Genomic DNA, 15,017 nt, shown 5'->3' on the forward strand with positions numbered 1-15,017 from the left:
TGTTCCCCCATTGGTGTTGCGTTGGTCTAAAGTAAGTTTCCTGATCAGGCGAGAGACAGGCTGAAGTCGGCCTCCGCCGTCGTTGTATCGTCCGTCCGGCCGGCAGCCAGGTTGGCCTTGATGAGATCGGCACAGCGCTCGCCGATCATCATGACGGTGATGTTGGGGTTCACCGTGACGTGTTCCGGCATGACGGAGGCATCGGCCACGCGCAGCCCGGTAACGCCCTTGACCCTTAGCTCAGGATCCAGGGGTGACATGGGGTCCTCCACGGGTCCCATCCGGACTGTGCCGACGGGGTGGTAGACGGTGTTGTGTGTTTTACGGATGTAGTCCTGCAGCTCCTCGTCGCTTTGTGCCTCGATGCCGGGGGAGAGTTCCCGCCCGGTCCATTCGGCCATGGCCGGCTGCGCAGCGATTTCCCGGGCCTTGCGGATACCGGCCACCATGACGCGCATGTCGTGCCCCTCCGGATCGGTGAAATAGCGGGGGTCCACCATGGGCTTGTCGCGGAAGTCCCGGCTACGCAGTCGAACAGTCCCGCGGGAGCGCGCGTGCGTGACGTTCGGAGTCAGGCTAAAGCCGTTCTCCGTGGTGGGGTACCCGTAGCGCAGGGTGTTCATGTCGAAGGGCACAGAGCCGTAGTGCATCATCAGATCCGGGCGGTCCAGGCTCTCCTCGGTGGGAGTGAAGATGCCGATTTCCCACCACTGGGTGGACGTCTGCACCATGGGCTGCTTGGCTTCGAACTGCACCACGCCTTCCGGGTGGTCCTGCAGGTGCTCTCCGACGCCGGGGGAGTCCACCAGAACGTCGATGCCGTGCTGCTCAAGGTGCGCCGCCGGGCCGATGCCGGAGAGCATGAGCAGCTTGGGGGAATCGATGGCGCCCGTGGACAGGATGACCTCACGATGCGCGTTCAACCTGTGCGTCCGGCCGAAAGCCGAGTCAACAACGTCGACGCCGGTGCAGCGCTTGTCCGCGTCGAACACCAGTTGGCGGGCCCGCAGGCCGGTCAGCAGCGTGAAGTTTTCACGGTCGATGATGGGGTGGATATAGGAGACCGAACTGGACGAACGCGTCCCGTCCGAGCGGCGGTTGATCTGGAAAAAGTTGGCGCCGTTGATCACGGTGGTGCCGTCATTGAACTTTGCCCGGGGGATCCCGGTCTGCTCACAGGCATCAAGGAGTGCAACCCCGGCGGGATCGTTCGGGGGTACGTTCATCAGGTGCACCGGACCATCATGGCCGTGATGCGGAGCGTCCGCTCCGGCGTCCTCGTTGCTTTCCAGCCGCTGATACAAGGGCCAGGCGGCGGCAGCGTTCCAGCCGGTGGCGCCGTACTTTGACTCCCACTCGTCCAGGTCTTCGCGGGGAGCCCAGAACGCGATACAGGAGTTGTGGCTGGAGCAGCCACCCATGACTTTGGCACGGGCGTGGCGCATGAACGAGTTCCCGTTTTCCTGCGGTTCCACCGGGTAGTCCCAGTCGTAGCCGGATTCCAGCAGTTCCATCCAGCGGTCCAACTGCAGGATTTCGGGCAGGTTGCGGTCATCCGGGCCGGCTTCCACCAGCGCCACCGTGACGTCAGGGTCCTCGCTTAGCCTGGCGGCGACGGCAGCGCCGGCAGACCCGCCGCCAATGACGACGTAATCGAACCCGCGTTCGCTGAGGTTCTCAATATTGTCGACGTGCATCTAGTTCTCCTTGCCGTGGTCTGCGAACCAGCCTGTCACCTGGGGGCTGGTGTTCTGGTAGATGTGCTTGGCTTCCTGGTATTCCCCGAGGCCGGTGGGGCCGAGCTCGCGGCCGACGCCGGACTGGCCAAAGCCGCCCCACTCGGCCTGCGGAAGATAGGGGTGGTAGTCGTTGATCCATACCGTGCCGTGGCGCAAACGGCCCGCAACCCGCTGGGCCTTGCCGGCATCCTGCGTCCAGACCGCGCCCGCGAGTCCGTAGATGGTGTCGTTGGCAGTGGCTACGGCTTCGTCCTCCGTGCGGAACGTTTCCACTGTTACTACCGGGCCAAAGGCTTCGTCGATCACTACCGACATTCCCCGGGTCACGCGGTCCAGGACGGTGGGCTGGTAGTAGAAGCCGGCGTCGAACTTTTCACCTTCAGGGGCCGCGCCGCCACACCGCAGCCGCGCGCCTTCGGCCACGCCACGCTGAACGTAAGCGTCCACCTTGTTGCGGTGTTCGGCGGAGATGAGCGGGCCGGTTTCGGCGTCCTCGTCGAACGGGCCGCCGATGCGGATGTTCTTTGCCTTCCGGACCAACTCGTCCACAAAGCGTTCGGCGATGGATTCCTCCACCACCAGCCGCGCACCGGCTGAGCAGACCTGACCTGAGTGCACAAAGGCGCCGTTCAGCGCATTGTCGACGGCGGCGTCAAAGTCAGCGTCAGCGAACACGACATTGGGGTTCTTGCCGCCCAGCTCCAGCGCCACCTTTTTCACGGTGCCGGCTGCGGCTGCGGCAATGCGCTTGCCGGTTTCCAAGCCCCCAGTGAAGGAAACCAGGTCCACGTCGGGGTGCTCCGAAAGTGGTGCGCCCGCTTTGACTCCGGGACCGGTGACCAGGTTGGCGACGCCGTCCGGCAGACCCAGGTCCTTCAGCAACTGCGTGGTGAGGATTGCGGTGGACGGGGTCAGTTCGGCCGGCTTGAGGACGAAGGTGCAACCGGCGGCAAGCGCCGGCGCGATCTTCCACGCAGCCTGCAGCAGCGGGTAGTTCCACGGCGTGATCAAGCCGCAGACGCCCACGGGCTCGTAGACGATTTTGCTCACGACGGCGGGGTCCCCGGCGTCCACTACGCGGCCCGCCGACTGTCCGGCGAGCCTTCCGAAGTATTCGAAGCAGGCGGCGATGTCATCGATGTCGATGCGGCTTTCGATGATTCTTTTGCCGGTGTCCAGGGATTCGGCGCGGGCGAACTTTTCCCGGCGTTCGCGCAGTTCCGCCGCGACCTTGAGCAGGAAGGCGCCGCGCTCGGGAGCGGGGACGTTTGCCCAAACGCCGGAATCGAAGGCTGCGCGGGCTGCGGAAATGGCTCGCTCGGCGTCCTCGCGGCCGGCTTCGGACACCGTGGCGACAGGCTCGCCGTCGGCCGGGTTGTGGATTTTTCTTACAGCACCGGACGCAGCCGGCTCCCACGAGCCGTTGATGAAAAGCGTGGAGGCAGAATCGGAAAATGTGGCTTGGGTCATACGAAGCAGGCTAGTGCATCTTGAACATCCGTTCAAGGAAAATTATGAACAGATGTTCAAATAACCTTAGTGTGCGTTAATACTGATGTTGTCGCGCATCTCCGCGATGGTGGTTTTGAGTGTCTCGACATTAGGGCAGAGCGCCTCCACCTTGACTGTGACTGCCGGCTTGCTGAAGGTTCTCACCGCGGTGTACCCGTAGGAGTCGCCCGATGTGTAGGTGAGAGACAACATGTCCACTCCGCGATTACCGGCCATGCCGTAGCCCAGGGTTGTCTCCTTGACGTTGGCGGCGAGGTCCGGCTTGCCGGGGATGAGGATGGCGAGGACCTTCAACGTTGATGCGTGGTCGTCACCGGCCACCAACTCGGAGGGTTGGTTGCGCACCTGGATGGTTCGGACCTTGCATTGCGTGGTATCCGAGCTGAAGGTCATCATCCCGTCCGTCGCCATGCGGCTGTAGTCGGCCTGCCATCCGGCGCTGGGATCTGTTAAAGAGCTGGCAATGTCAGGGGTGTGTCCACCATTTTCATCACCCAGGATTCTGTTGCCGTTCTCCCACGTGAGAGATTCAGTGGCGGGGTCGAGCTTTCCGGCGCCGGCAGTTCCGGCGGTTGACTCAGCCTGAGGTGGGGGCGTGGAGCTTGTAGCGGCCGTGCCGGGATTCCCGGCAGGGGCTGCTGCGCCGGTGGCGCAGCCTCCCAGGGCTGTGATGACAAGAATGGACGCGGTGGCCGCAACCAACGGCCTGCCCAACAATTCAGTTCACGCCCACAGCTCATCTGTCATGCCCACCATCCTTCAATCGGGGTGAGGCATTGGCGTTTGTCTTTAGACGGTTGCCGCTGTGAGGAGTTCGTCCGTTTCCGGACTCGGACGCTCTGGGAGGATGGGGGCGTTGATCAGGGACCGGTCGTAGACAACGAGGGCGTTGTTCTCGATGATTTGCGCTTTGGACGTTACGAGTCCCGTCCGCTTGTCGCGAGTATGGCGAACCACCTTGTTGTGGCGGTAGACGTTGCCGTCTGCTTCGTGGAAGTAGGCGTCTTCTTCGCGGATGTGAAACTTCACTGTGGGAACGCGTTCGGCGCGCAGTTCACCACACAAGTGCTCTTCGGTGGTGGTGACAAGGAATTGGTAGGCCTGGTCCGTATCGTTGCGCACCCTGTAGTCCAGGTAGTTGTAAATGATCGAGGTCCCCGACCCGAACGGGATCTGTCGGTTGAAGTCCGGGAACAAGTCCAGATCCCCGTGGTGGTGGTGTTCGACCACTGTCAGTTCGCTATGTAGGACCATCCAATGCAGCAGGTTGGTGAACTGGCACAGCCCTCCGCCGATGCCCGAGTCCGCCCGGCCGTGGTTGATGACCAGTCCCTCACGGTAGCCCTTGGCTTCCGTGCAGCTGCCCACCAGTTTCCAGAATGAAAAAGTCTCTCCCGGCCGGATGACCACGGAGTTGACCAGAGGTGCCGCGATCCCAAGGCTGACGGCTTTGTTTTCCTGCAGGTGCAGGTCGACATTGCCCAGCTTCCGTCTGATCAGTGAATTGTGGCGATAAACCACCTCCGGCAACACCTCGTGAGGGCGTTGCCTGGCAAAGGCGGTGGAAGAGAAGAAGTCCTTGGCCTTGCGCGTGATGATCATGCGCTGAACCGAGAGACGGTAGGTCAAAGGCGATATTTCGCAGAACAGCTTTCGTGCCAAGGCTTCCCCAATAACAAGCCCTGAACAGGGCAGCCCGACGCCCGGAAATCTCGGGGTCAAGCGTATTTTTTCAGACGTTGGAGAAAACCCCAAAACCGTGACGATCCCGGCTATGACGAATCATGCAAAAGCCTGACCGAATGGCTCACTCATGCATGGGTTAGACCTCATGCACCGAGTTCGGTGAGGAACGTCCGGTAAGGGATCTTTTACCGGGCACCGCCGATGACTATTCGGAGAGGCGCTTGGTCAGGATGCGGTGGGTGAGGTTCGGGATGACCTGTTTCCGGCAAGGAACCAGACAAGCGGGCCGAGAACAGGGACTGCCAACACGACTAGGATCCACCGCGCGGTGCCGACCGGGGTCTGATGTTTGTTCCGTATGATGCTGATTAGCGCAGCGATGAAGAGTATCGCAATTGCCAGGCCCGCCAGCAGGGTTGTGGCTTCCCACACCGGCGGAATGATCGGATTGGCATTTTCGGATCCGGATTGCATCAATAACATGTCGTCCCCAATGTGTCTTAGTTCCTCATCCGGTGGCTGCCGCACTCGGTTGCGGAAACCCTACCGCTAACCGCTTCTTCCAGGACAGTCAACCGCCTGCATCCCCGTGCCTTGCCACCTGAGCATTCGGCAGGCACTCCTGGATAAAAGCGCTCGAATATCCGCAAGGGGATCCCCCTAAGGACAGCTCCGCGGCATCGAACGCCTGCTGGCCAACTTCAAGGTCACTCTGGGAGAGTCGATCTTGCCAGGCATGCTGCCGATCGCCCCACGGCTGAATGCCGACGACGGCGGGTGCTGCCGCCGTCGTCGGCTTTCTAATCCCGTCAGTGAGGGGCGTTAGCCGAACACCCGGGTGCCTTCAGGCATCGCGGGCATGGAGGAAGCTCCGCCGCCGAGGTCCTTGTCATTGGCGGTCAATCCGGTGGGGTCGTAGTAGGCGGCGACCAAGCGCTGCTTGATGTAGCCCAGCACTATCTGCCCTTTGCTATCGCAGTTCCTGGCGGTGATGGCCGTGAAGTTCTGCCAACCATTCCCCGCAGCCGGTCGGATGGTCTTGGAGCTCCACTGGGTGGGTGTGGCATCCGGGATGATGTACTGGCGCAGTTCGCCGGTGGTGAGTGTGGCCATCAACACGGCGACAGGCTTGCCGTTGATGGCGATTGAAGGCGCCGAGCCGATGGCTGTAATGGAGGCGCCTCCGCCGAACACCTTGACCGTGCCGGTGATGGTCCGGGCGTTGGTGTCCAAGGTGTAGCGGTAGAGTTCGCCGCCGTTGGTGAGCCGGAAGATGAACTGCTGGCCCCGGACGTCCGCTGTGCCGCTGTAAGCAGTGGTGATGGACTTCTGGAACCACCCGTTACCAATGGTGGTGATCGGTCCGTCGATGGAGTGCTTCCAGGTGCCGTCCGCCTGGAGGTCCTGCCGCTGGTTGTAGAACTTCGCTTTGCCGTCCGAGGAAGTGCCGAAGTAGGAGAACTTGCCGAAGGTCTCGTCCCCTAATCCGCCGGTCTGCGTCAGGTACGTCGCATCGAACGGTACAGGCGAAGACCAGCTGCTGTTCTCCCAGCGGAGCTTGCCGCCGCTGAGGAAGACGGCACCGAGATTCCCGTTCGGTTCCATGCTCAGCAAGCCACCGAAACAGTCGGCGGGCGTCGGCGTCGGGGTGGGGTAGGCCGTGGCGGCGCTCGCCGGTGCGGCCCCGGAGAGTGCCATCGCGCACGCGGCGAGGCCGCCGAACAGTTTGGTGGTGAGCTTCATGAATATCCCCCGAGTCTGATGAGTGGTCATTTGATATTCGGCCACATCCAGCCCTTGGCGCTATGGGGTGAACTACCCACGTGTAGTGCTCAGCGAGGGGCGAAGGCGATCTCTTCCGTGCGGGCGATGCCGCGCTGGATGGCCGCATTGTCGATTCCCAGAAGTGTGGTGAGCCACATGCCGTTCTGCACCACCACAACGTCGGCGGCCCGATCCCGGCATTCCTCAGGTGACAGCCCGGGAACGGCGTTGCCGATCAAGGCCGCAAGCCCCTGGAGATATCGATCAAAGGCTGCGGCGTTGATCTGTGCAAATTCCTCGTCCGCCTGGGCGAGGGCCCACAAATGCAGGCGGAGCGATAGATATGGTGTGGTCAGGAGTCCCGGATCCGCAACGCGCCGCAGGGACTCCCGGAGTTGTTCGTCCGGGGTTGACGTGGCCCTCAGCTCCACCAGCAGGAGGTCGTGTTCTTCAATCTGGTGAAGCACCGCGCGGATCAGGCTCGATTTGTCTTCGAAGTAGTAGTTCACAAGCCCCAGCGCGACGCCGGCTTCACGCGCCACAGCCCGCATGTTGATACCTGAAATGCCGTGGCGGGACAGCAGTTCCAGGGCCGCGTCGAGAATACGTTTCTGCCTGTCAACCTGTTCGCCGGATTTCACGGTGCTTGTACCCATCCGGCCAGACTATTGCCTAACCCTGATCGGCGCATCCTGGGCTGCTACAGGTGCTTCTCCGCGTAAACCCGCAGGGCATCGCGGACGAACGTAGCCCCTGATTCGCCGCCGTAGTTGGCCGCGAACCTCGGATCAGCAACGTACATTTCGCCGAGTCCCGTGACGTAACCCTTGACGTCTCCGCCAGGTGCCGCCGTCGGGGTTCCCGGGATGCCGCGGAGCCATGCGACGTGACGTTGCGCCAGATCCTGCGCCTCGGCACTGTCGGGCGAAACCCCGGATGCGGCGGCGGTAATCCAGTCCGCGCCCAATTTTTGGGAACGGTCCTTCCATTGCTGTTTCTCTTCGGCGCTCATGCCGCGCCACCAGGAATCACTGGCGGCGTAGGCGTCTTTACCCCAGCGCTCCTCCACCTCGTCCTTGTACTGAGTGTGGTCGAAGCCGTCAAACATGTCCTGTGCCATGTACTTCCCATCCCCTTTCATCGTGTCGATGGTTTGCCGAACGGAGGCGATCTGCCGGGCCAGTCTGTCCTGCTCCCGGGCCAGCCATTCCAGATGGCTGCTCAACGCTTTGACGGTGTCCGTCTCACGGTTGAGCACCTCGGCGATGGCCGGCAAGCCAAGCCCAAGTTCCCGTAACAGCAGGATGCGCTGGAGCTGCACCAGCGCCGGACCGTCATAGTAGCGGTAGCCGTTATGACGGGTCCGGCTTGGTTTCAGCAGCCCGACGTCGTCATAGTGACGCAGCGTGCGGCTGGTGGTGCCTGCGATCTTGGCGATTTCCTGGATTGACCAGTCCATCCGTCCTCCGTCCTTGCCCTGTTCTTCGACTGTAGAGGTTGACGCTACGTCAAGGTCAAGGGGACTTCGGTGACCACTAGTCAGCCAGGATGAGGTAGAGCGCCCGGCGGGTTTCGTCGAGCTTCTCAATGGCAGCCTGACGTTGTTCGTCAGTGGCTGCTGAGCGGAACTGGTGGATGACGCCCATGAGCTTGCCCACGCTTTGGTGGAATGCGGCTCCAGTGCCATCAGCCTCGGTGTTCCAGGCGTTGGCCAGTTCTTCTTCATGCTCGGCGATGTAGGCCTTGCCATCATCAGTGAGCGTGAACTCGGTCCGGCGGCCTTCGCCGACGGCGACGATCAGCTCTTCGTCGACCAATTGCTGCAGTGTTGGGTACACCGAGCCAGGGCTGGGGCGCCATGCGCCGGAGGTCTTCTCTGCGATGGTCTTGATCAGGCCATAGCCATTGGATGGCGCCTCGGCCAACAGCGAGAGAATCGCTGCGCGGACGTCGCCGCGGTTGGCTCGGCGTGAGCCGCCGGGGCCAAAGCCGCGCGGACCGAAGCCTGGGCCAAAGCCGCCGGGACCAAAGCCTGGGCCGAAGCCGCCAGGGCCAAATCCGCCTCCGCCGTGGCCGCCGGGGCCGCGGCGACCCTTGCCTCGGTTGAAGCGTCCCCGGCCGTGTCCGTGCTCGGGGTGCTCGTGGCCGTGTTCCGGGAAATTGTTGTCGTGTTCGTTGATGCCTTTCATAACAGCATCGTCCTTTCGGCTGGTGTTACGCCGAAGGAGTATCGGCGATAGTTAACGTTATATCGGTAACTATCGCAACGTCAAGACCGACACTCTCTCACCTTTAGGCCGCTTTTCCCGAACGCTCTCTCACCTCAGCGCAGGAGGTGAGAGAGGGTTGGTGGGAACCGGGCGTTAGGTGAGAGAGGGTTGGTGGGGAACGGGCGTTAGGTGAGAGAGGGTTAAAGCACGACGGCGGGTGCGGACTTATCAAAAGTCCGCACCCGCCGTCGAGGTTCTTTACGCTAGCTCAGGCTATTTCCACCAGGTATCAAAGATGGTGACCGGAACGGTGCGCTTGTGCCGTGTGCGCAGGTACTTCTGTTCCAGGAGCTCTGCAACGTCGTCGGCAACGTCGCGGCCCTCGAGGTAATCGTCGATCTGGTCGTAGGTGATGCCGAGCTCGTCTTCGTCGGTGCGGCCCGGCTTGTCATCCAGGAGGTCGGCGGTGGGAACCTTTTCCCAGACCCGTGAAGGGGCCCCAAGTTCGCCAAGAAGTGCCCGGTTCTGGCGCTTGTTCAGGCCGAACAGCGGCAGGATGTCCGCGCCGCCGTCGCCGAACTTCGTGAAGAAGCCCGTCACGGACTCGGCGCCGTGGTCCGTGCCGATCACCAGGTAGTTGTGTTCGCCGGCCAGTGCGTACTGGGCGATCATGCGTGCGCGTGCTTTGGTATTGCCCTTGTGGAAGTCGGAGATCGGGGCGCCGGTGGTCTTCTCAAACTCGTCCTCGAAGCCGTCCACGGCTTGGGAAATGTTGTAGGTCCACTCGGTCTTGGCCTTGATGAAGTCGAGGGCTGCCTGGGCATCGTCTTCGTCGTGCTGGATGCCGTAGGGGAGGCGCACGGCAACAAAGTTCGCGTCCACGCCCTCGGCTTCCAATTCCTCAACGGCCAACTGGGCGAGGCGGCCGGCCAGCGAGGAATCTATGCCGCCGGAGATGCCAAGAACGAATCCCTTGGTGTGCGTCGCCTTCAGGTAATCCTTCAGGAATGAAACGCGTTTGCGGACCTCCTCTGCAGGGTTGATCCGGGGCTGTACGCCCATTTCCTCAATGATCTTGGCCTGGAGTTCGCGCATGTGTTCCACACTAGTCAGCACGGTCGCAAAGCCTCAACCATGTTGCGCCGTTAGTTGGGGGACGCGGGTCCCGTTGAGCCGCGGACGGTGAGGTGGGTGGGCATGACGGACCGGCTGCGGTTTCCGCCGCCGGCCAATGGGTTCAGCTGGGCCAGAAGCATGGAGACGGCCACGCGACCAGCCTGTTCGATGGGGGAGCTCATGGTGGTCAAGGGTGGGTTGCAGAAGTCGGCGCCGAAGATGTCGTCGCAGCCCACAATGCTCATGTCCTCCGGCACGCGCAGACCCCGTTCCCGGAGCCTCTGCAACATGCCGATCGCGATGAGGTCGTTGAACACGATGCATGCGGTGACGCCACTGTGGACTGCGGCATCAGCGGCTGCGGCGCCGGATTGGGTTTTCGGCGCAAACGGACCCAGGCTGCAAACCTCGACGCCCCGGCTTTCGGCAGCCGCAGACAAGGCGCCCCAGCGTCTCGCGCTGGACTGCGAAACGGCAGGGCCGGAAACATAGGCAACGGACGTGTGACCCAGGGAAATGAGGTGGTCCAGTGCTTGCGGCATTGCCGAGGGGGTGTCGATGATGACTGCCGGGACGCCGTCGACGTCGCGGTTGACGGTAACCATGGGCATCCGTGCGGCAGCAGCGGCGAGGGCGTCGTCGTTGAGTCGCGACGCAGCGACGATCACGCCGTCGGCACTCTTGCGCAATTGCTCCAGAGTGCTCGCTTCCACTTCATCTGATTCTTCGGTGTCCACCAGCAGCTGCGTATAGCCGGCCGCTTTCAGCTGGAGTTGCGTACCCCGGATGAGGTCGAAGTAGAACGGGTTGGTGATATCCGGCACCAGCACGCCCACGGCTCCGGTCCGGCCCGAACTCAGGGCCTTCGCCTGGGAGTTGGGGGTGTAATTGAGTTCGACGGCGGCGGCCTGGATCCGCTCGCGGGTGCGGATATTGACGCGGTCCGGATTGGCAAGGGCCCTGGACACTGTGGAAGCCGCGACGCCGCATAGGGCGGCAATGTCATGGATGGTTGCAGGCCTGCCTGCAGCCACAGGCTGCGTCGCCATGGGCGTTCCTCTCTGAACGTCAGATCATCCGGCTGTGACCACTGCCACACCGTTGATCAAGAGTGCCACACGTTGGCGGACTATGGCAATCGGTTGTCAATTACGTGCCAAGCTGGCTAAACTCATGGGGAACAAGACGTGCCTGTGAACTGCGTCACCGGGCCCCGGTCGGTGCCGTACCAGGACTACCTAGGAGATTTTGTGACTCAACCCCATGCTGTGTGGAACCTGTCCGGATTCGGCGACGAAGTAGATCCGGATCCCGCCGTGCAGGCTGCCGTACTGCTGGCCCTCGGTGCCAGCCACATTGAAGTCCGCAGCGCCTGGGGCACCAATGTTTCCGAATTGGAGCCGGATGCAGTGGAACGGCTCAAGTCCATCCTGGAGGAGAAAGGCCTCAAGGTTTCCGCCGTTGCCAGCCCCATCGGAAAGGTGGATGTCAGTCTGCCGGTAGAGCGCGAGGTGGCCCGGCTTCGCCGGATCATGTCGGTTGCCAAGGCGCTGGACACCAAGTATGTCCGCATCTTCTCCTTCTACAGGGCTGAAGGGCAGGGCCAGGAAGAAGTCCGCGGGGCGGTCATGGAACGCATGGCTGCGCTGGCTGGAGAAGCCGCAGCAAACGGCATTGTCCTGTTGCATGAAAACGAGAAGGGCATCTACGGCGACACCCCGGAGCGCGTTCTGGACATCATGGAGACGGTCAACTCGCCGGCACTTCGGGTCGCCTGGGACAACGCCAACTTTGTCCAGGTAGGCGTCAAGCCCTACACCGAGGGATACGCCATTCTTCGCCCCTACCTCGAATACCTGCAGGTCAAGGATGCCATCGCCACCACGGGTGAGGTGGTCCCTTCCGGCGAAGGCGATGGAGAACTGGAAGCAACCATCGCTGCCCTCGCGGCTGATGGATACGCGGGCTTCGCCTCGCTCGAGCCGCACCTGGCCAGCGCCCACGAGCTGGGCGGCTACTCAGGGCCGGTAGCTTTCGGCATCGCTGCCCGCGCGTTCGCCGGCCTGGCCCACAAGAGTGGCGTCACCCTGGCCTGAACTGTGCTGGCTTGAACTGTGCTGGCTTGAACCGCATCCCGGACGGCAGCAGTATCACCGGAACAGCACTATCACCAGACGGCATCATCCTTCGAAGGAGCAGGAATGACTAGAGCGGCAATCATCGGTTGCGGTGACATCTCCACCGTCCATTTTTCGGCGATCGCCACGTTGGGCGACGTCGAGCTGGTGGCGGTTTGCGATACCGACCCAGGCCGGTTGGGGGCGGCAGCAGCCGCCCACTGCGTCCCGGGGTACGCGGATTACCTGGACATGCTCAGGGAGGTGAGTCCCGACGTCGTGCACGTCTGTACGCCGCACCACCTCCACGCCTCCGTGGCCGCCGATTGCCTTGAACGCGGTGTCAACGTCATTGTGGAGAAGCCCCTGGCGCACACCCTGGCCGAGGGTAAGCGGCTCATTGAGGTGGCTGAGCGGAGCCCGGCCAAGATCGCCGTCTGCTTCCAGAACCGCTACAACGCGACGTCGCAGGCCATGCGGAAAATGCTCGACGACGGCGGGCTGGGCCAGGTGATTGGCGCGTCGGCCACGGTCATGTGGCACCGGGACGGCGACTACTATCGGAGCCGGCCGTGGCGCGGCACCTGGGCTGAAGGTGGCGGGGGCCTGATGATGAACCAGGCCATCCACACCGTGGACCTGCTGCAGTGGTTGGTGGGCGATGTTGCCAAGGTGGAGGGCCGGGCGTCGACGCGTTCCCTGGCTGGCGTGATTGAGGTGGAGGACACCGCGGAGTTCGTGGCCGAGCATGTAGGCGGTGCGCGGAGCGTTTTCTATGCCACCTTGGCCAACGCGGTGAACGCTCCCGTCACTCTGGACATCGTCACGGAAAAGGCGACGCTGAGCCTCCGGGGGGACCTCACCATCACCTATGCCGATGGCTCTGTGGAAGTGGTTCCGGAACGGGTGGCGGAATCTGGCGGCAGATCCTACTGGGGTGTTTCCCATGAGCTGCTCATCGCGGACTTCCATGCAAGCCTGGGCGAGCCTGGACCGTTCTGGATCAACCCTGCCGAGGCGGGGAAGTCGCTGGCCATCGTCAAGGATATCTACGCGCAGAGCTACCCGGACATGGTGGGCCGCGTGGGCTGAACGCGTTGTGCAACCGCTTGACGACGGGGCCGGAAACCAGGGGGTGTTTCCGGCCATTTTCGTGTTCAGTCCGCAGGATCTGCCCGCTCTACGCGGCAACTTGGCAACAACATGAGAAACTTTTGACAATCGGTTGCCAAGCGTCTCCAAAGTCCGTACTGTAAATCCCACACCCGGAAATATGTGGTCCAGGCCACACCCCTTCGTTCTGACTCGCATCAGGCAAAAGACTCAGTAGGAGCCGACAATGAAGTTAGGTCCCAAGGCGGCAGCAGCCGCCATCGTACTTAGCGCCTCCCTGGCGCTCACCGCATGTGGTGGCGGCGCCGGAGCAGGCTCCAACGCCGGCGGCGGAACAGCCGTCACGGCCCTGACGCTGGGCACCCTCCGGGACATCACGTCCTGGGATCCCGCCCAAGCCCACGTCGGCCACGCGCTCCAGCCCTACCAGGCGGCCTATGATTCCCTGATCCTGCGGGAGCCGGATGGCAAGCTCAGCCCCATGCTGGCCACCGCGTGGAAGTACAACGAGACCAACACCAAGCTCACGGTGGACCTCCGGACCGACGTCACGTTCAGCGATGGCGCCAAGTTCGACGCCACGGCGGCCAAGGCCAACCTGGACCACTTCAAGAAGGCGAACGGTCCGCAGATGGCCCAGCTGAGCTCGGTATCGGACATTGCAGTGGTGGATGAGGACACTATCGACATCAACCTCAGCGCCGCTGAGCCTGCCCTGGAGTACTTCCTGAGCCAGGCGGCCGGCCTGATGGGTAGCCCGGCAGCTTTGGGCACAGACGGAATCAAGACTGTACCCGTGGGTTCGGGGCCGTACGTCATGGATAAGGCTGCCTCAGTGAAGGATTCGCAGACGGTTTTCACCGCCCGCGAAGGCTACTGGAACAAGGACCTCCAGAAGTACAAGAAGCTGACCCTCAAGATTCTCATCGACCCCACAGCGCGCACCAACGCCTTGGTTTCCGGGCAGATCGACGCCACGCTCCTTGATCCCAAGAATGGCAAGCAGGCCGAAGGCGCCAAGATGAAGCTTGAAACCAACCAGGTTGACTGGTCCGGTTTACTCCTGCTGGACCGCGACGGTGCCAAGAACCCGGCGTTGGCCAACGTCAAGGTCCGCCAGGCCATCAACTACGCCTTCGACCGCAAGACCATCCTGGAACAGGTCATGCTCGGCCAAGGCACCCCCACTTCGCAGCCTTTCGGCAAGGACAGCGGTGCATGGACCGAAGAGCTGGAGAACTACTACAGCTACGATCCCACCAAGGCCAAGCAGCTCCTGAAGGAATCCGGTTTCGAAGGCAAAGTGACCATTGACGTTCCCACCCTTCCGGGAGCCGAAACACTCATTTCGGTGCTCCAGCAGCAACTGGCCGACGTCGGAATCACGCTGAAGCCCGGCGCAGCGATCACCAACACCTTCACCGCCGATGTTGCGGCGCAGAAGTATCACGCACTGTTCTTCAATCTCTTCCAAGGTGAGCCCACGGTTGCGATCGATCAGATCGTTTCAACCAAGGCGCTGTACAACCCGTTCAAAAACACCACTCCTGAGCTCGAAGCCAAGATTGCGGCCGTACGCGCCGGTGGCCAGGACGCTGGCACCCTGGCCCAGGAAGTCAACAAATATGTGGTGGAACAGGCATGGTTCGCCCCGTTGTTCCGCGTGAACCAGATGTATTACCACAACGACAAAGTGAACGTCACCCCGCAGGCACAGCAGGCCGTTCCGTCCATCTACAACTACTCGCCCGCCAAGTAGG

The 15,017-nt window shown here is 62.3% G+C and carries 14 protein-coding genes; 3 read left to right on the forward strand and 11 right to left on the reverse strand.

Annotated features, from left to right (window positions below; genetic code table 11):
* Window positions 1-44 precede the first annotated feature (44 nt).
* From BLW08_RS21380 to BLW08_RS21430, 11 genes are all read right to left on the reverse strand, one after another.
* A complete protein-coding gene (locus tag BLW08_RS21380) occupies window positions 45-1,697 on the reverse strand; it encodes a GMC family oxidoreductase (protein ID WP_091327949.1) in 1,653 nt (550 codons plus the stop codon).
* Complete coding sequence (locus BLW08_RS21385; protein ID WP_091327951.1) at window positions 1,698-3,209, reverse strand: aldehyde dehydrogenase family protein; 1,512 nt, start codon at window positions 3,207-3,209, stop codon at window positions 1,698-1,700.
* 66 nt (window positions 3,210-3,275) lie between these two features.
* Window positions 3,276-3,965 carry a hypothetical protein gene (locus BLW08_RS21390; RefSeq protein ID WP_254780005.1) on the reverse strand — a complete coding sequence of 230 codons (690 nt, stop codon included), beginning with the start codon at window positions 3,963-3,965 and terminating at the stop codon, window positions 3,276-3,278.
* A 75-nt stretch (window positions 3,966-4,040) separates the two neighbouring features.
* On the reverse strand, window positions 4,041-4,853 hold the full coding sequence (locus tag BLW08_RS21395) for a VanW family protein (RefSeq protein WP_254780006.1): 813 nt from the start codon (window positions 4,851-4,853) through the stop codon (window positions 4,041-4,043).
* A 309-nt stretch (window positions 4,854-5,162) separates the two neighbouring features.
* Window positions 5,163-5,420: a PLD nuclease N-terminal domain-containing protein gene (locus BLW08_RS24375; protein ID WP_091327956.1), complete on the reverse strand. Its 258-nt coding sequence runs from the start codon at window positions 5,418-5,420 to the stop codon at window positions 5,163-5,165.
* 339 nt (window positions 5,421-5,759) lie between these two features.
* Window positions 5,760-6,680, reverse strand: a complete 921-nt coding sequence (locus BLW08_RS21405) for a hypothetical protein (RefSeq protein WP_091327959.1) — start codon at window positions 6,678-6,680, stop codon at window positions 5,760-5,762.
* 89 nt (window positions 6,681-6,769) lie between these two features.
* Window positions 6,770-7,357, reverse strand: a complete 588-nt coding sequence (locus BLW08_RS21410) for a TetR/AcrR family transcriptional regulator (RefSeq protein ID WP_091327962.1) — start codon at window positions 7,355-7,357, stop codon at window positions 6,770-6,772.
* A 44-nt stretch (window positions 7,358-7,401) separates the two neighbouring features.
* On the reverse strand, window positions 7,402-8,160 hold the full coding sequence (locus tag BLW08_RS21415) for a MerR family transcriptional regulator (protein WP_091327965.1): 759 nt from the start codon (window positions 8,158-8,160) through the stop codon (window positions 7,402-7,404).
* Between the two features lie 76 nt (window positions 8,161-8,236).
* On the reverse strand, window positions 8,237-8,890 hold the full coding sequence (locus tag BLW08_RS21420; RefSeq protein ID WP_091327968.1) for a PadR family transcriptional regulator: 654 nt from the start codon (window positions 8,888-8,890) through the stop codon (window positions 8,237-8,239).
* 294 nt (window positions 8,891-9,184) lie between these two features.
* The gene (nadE, locus tag BLW08_RS21425) at window positions 9,185-10,006 is read right to left on the reverse strand and encodes an ammonia-dependent NAD(+) synthetase (protein ID WP_090826143.1); all 822 of its coding nucleotides are present in this window, start codon (window positions 10,004-10,006) and stop codon (window positions 9,185-9,187) included.
* 50 nt (window positions 10,007-10,056) lie between these two features.
* Complete coding sequence (locus BLW08_RS21430) at window positions 10,057-11,076, reverse strand: LacI family DNA-binding transcriptional regulator (protein WP_091327973.1); 1,020 nt, start codon at window positions 11,074-11,076, stop codon at window positions 10,057-10,059.
* 201 nt (window positions 11,077-11,277) lie between these two features.
* Between BLW08_RS21430 and BLW08_RS21435 the strand changes: the two genes are divergently transcribed.
* The 3 genes from BLW08_RS21435 to BLW08_RS21445 all read left to right on the forward strand — a co-directional run bounded on the left by BLW08_RS21435 (window position 11,278) and on the right by BLW08_RS21445 (window position 15,016).
* A complete protein-coding gene (locus tag BLW08_RS21435; protein WP_091327976.1) occupies window positions 11,278-12,123 on the forward strand; it encodes a sugar phosphate isomerase/epimerase family protein in 846 nt (281 codons plus the stop codon).
* 105 nt (window positions 12,124-12,228) lie between these two features.
* Complete coding sequence (locus tag BLW08_RS21440) at window positions 12,229-13,236, forward strand: Gfo/Idh/MocA family protein (protein WP_091327979.1); 1,008 nt, start codon at window positions 12,229-12,231, stop codon at window positions 13,234-13,236.
* Window positions 13,237-13,483: 247 nt separating this feature from the next.
* Complete coding sequence (locus tag BLW08_RS21445; RefSeq protein WP_091327981.1) at window positions 13,484-15,016, forward strand: ABC transporter substrate-binding protein; 1,533 nt, start codon at window positions 13,484-13,486, stop codon at window positions 15,014-15,016.
* Window position 15,017 lies beyond the last annotated feature (1 nt).

The sequence above is a fragment of the Arthrobacter sp. cf158 genome (assembly GCF_900106835.1).
In the GTDB taxonomy this organism is placed as follows: domain Bacteria; phylum Actinomycetota; class Actinomycetes; order Actinomycetales; family Micrococcaceae; genus Arthrobacter.

What these genes read in the sequence shown, in the direction of transcription:
- BLW08_RS24375 (WP_091327956.1), bottom strand. Translation starts at nt 5,420, where the DNA reads ATGTTATTGATGCAATCCGGATCCGAAAATGCCAATCCGATCATTCCG.
- BLW08_RS21380 (WP_091327949.1), bottom strand. Translation starts at nt 1,697, where the DNA reads ATGCACGTCGACAATATTGAGAACCTCAGCGAACGCGGGTTCGATTAC.
- nadE (WP_090826143.1), bottom strand. Translation starts at nt 10,006, where the DNA reads ATGCGCGAACTCCAGGCCAAGATCATTGAGGAAATGGGCGTACAGCCC.
- BLW08_RS21440 (WP_091327979.1), top strand. Translation starts at nt 12,229, where the DNA reads ATGACTAGAGCGGCAATCATCGGTTGCGGTGACATCTCCACCGTCCAT.
- BLW08_RS21405 (WP_091327959.1), bottom strand. Translation starts at nt 6,680, where the DNA reads ATGAAGCTCACCACCAAACTGTTCGGCGGCCTCGCCGCGTGCGCGATG.
- BLW08_RS21410 (WP_091327962.1), bottom strand. Translation starts at nt 7,357, where the DNA reads ATGGGTACAAGCACCGTGAAATCCGGCGAACAGGTTGACAGGCAGAAA.
- BLW08_RS21395 (WP_254780006.1), bottom strand. Translation starts at nt 4,853, where the DNA reads ATGATCATCACGCGCAAGGCCAAGGACTTCTTCTCTTCCACCGCCTTT.
- BLW08_RS21415 (WP_091327965.1), bottom strand. Translation starts at nt 8,160, where the DNA reads ATGGACTGGTCAATCCAGGAAATCGCCAAGATCGCAGGCACCACCAGC.
- BLW08_RS21430 (WP_091327973.1), bottom strand. Translation starts at nt 11,076, where the DNA reads ATGGCGACGCAGCCTGTGGCTGCAGGCAGGCCTGCAACCATCCATGAC.
- BLW08_RS21445 (WP_091327981.1), top strand. Translation starts at nt 13,484, where the DNA reads ATGAAGTTAGGTCCCAAGGCGGCAGCAGCCGCCATCGTACTTAGCGCC.
- BLW08_RS21385 (WP_091327951.1), bottom strand. Translation starts at nt 3,209, where the DNA reads ATGACCCAAGCCACATTTTCCGATTCTGCCTCCACGCTTTTCATCAAC.
- BLW08_RS21420 (WP_091327968.1), bottom strand. Translation starts at nt 8,890, where the DNA reads ATGAAAGGCATCAACGAACACGACAACAATTTCCCGGAACACGGCCAC.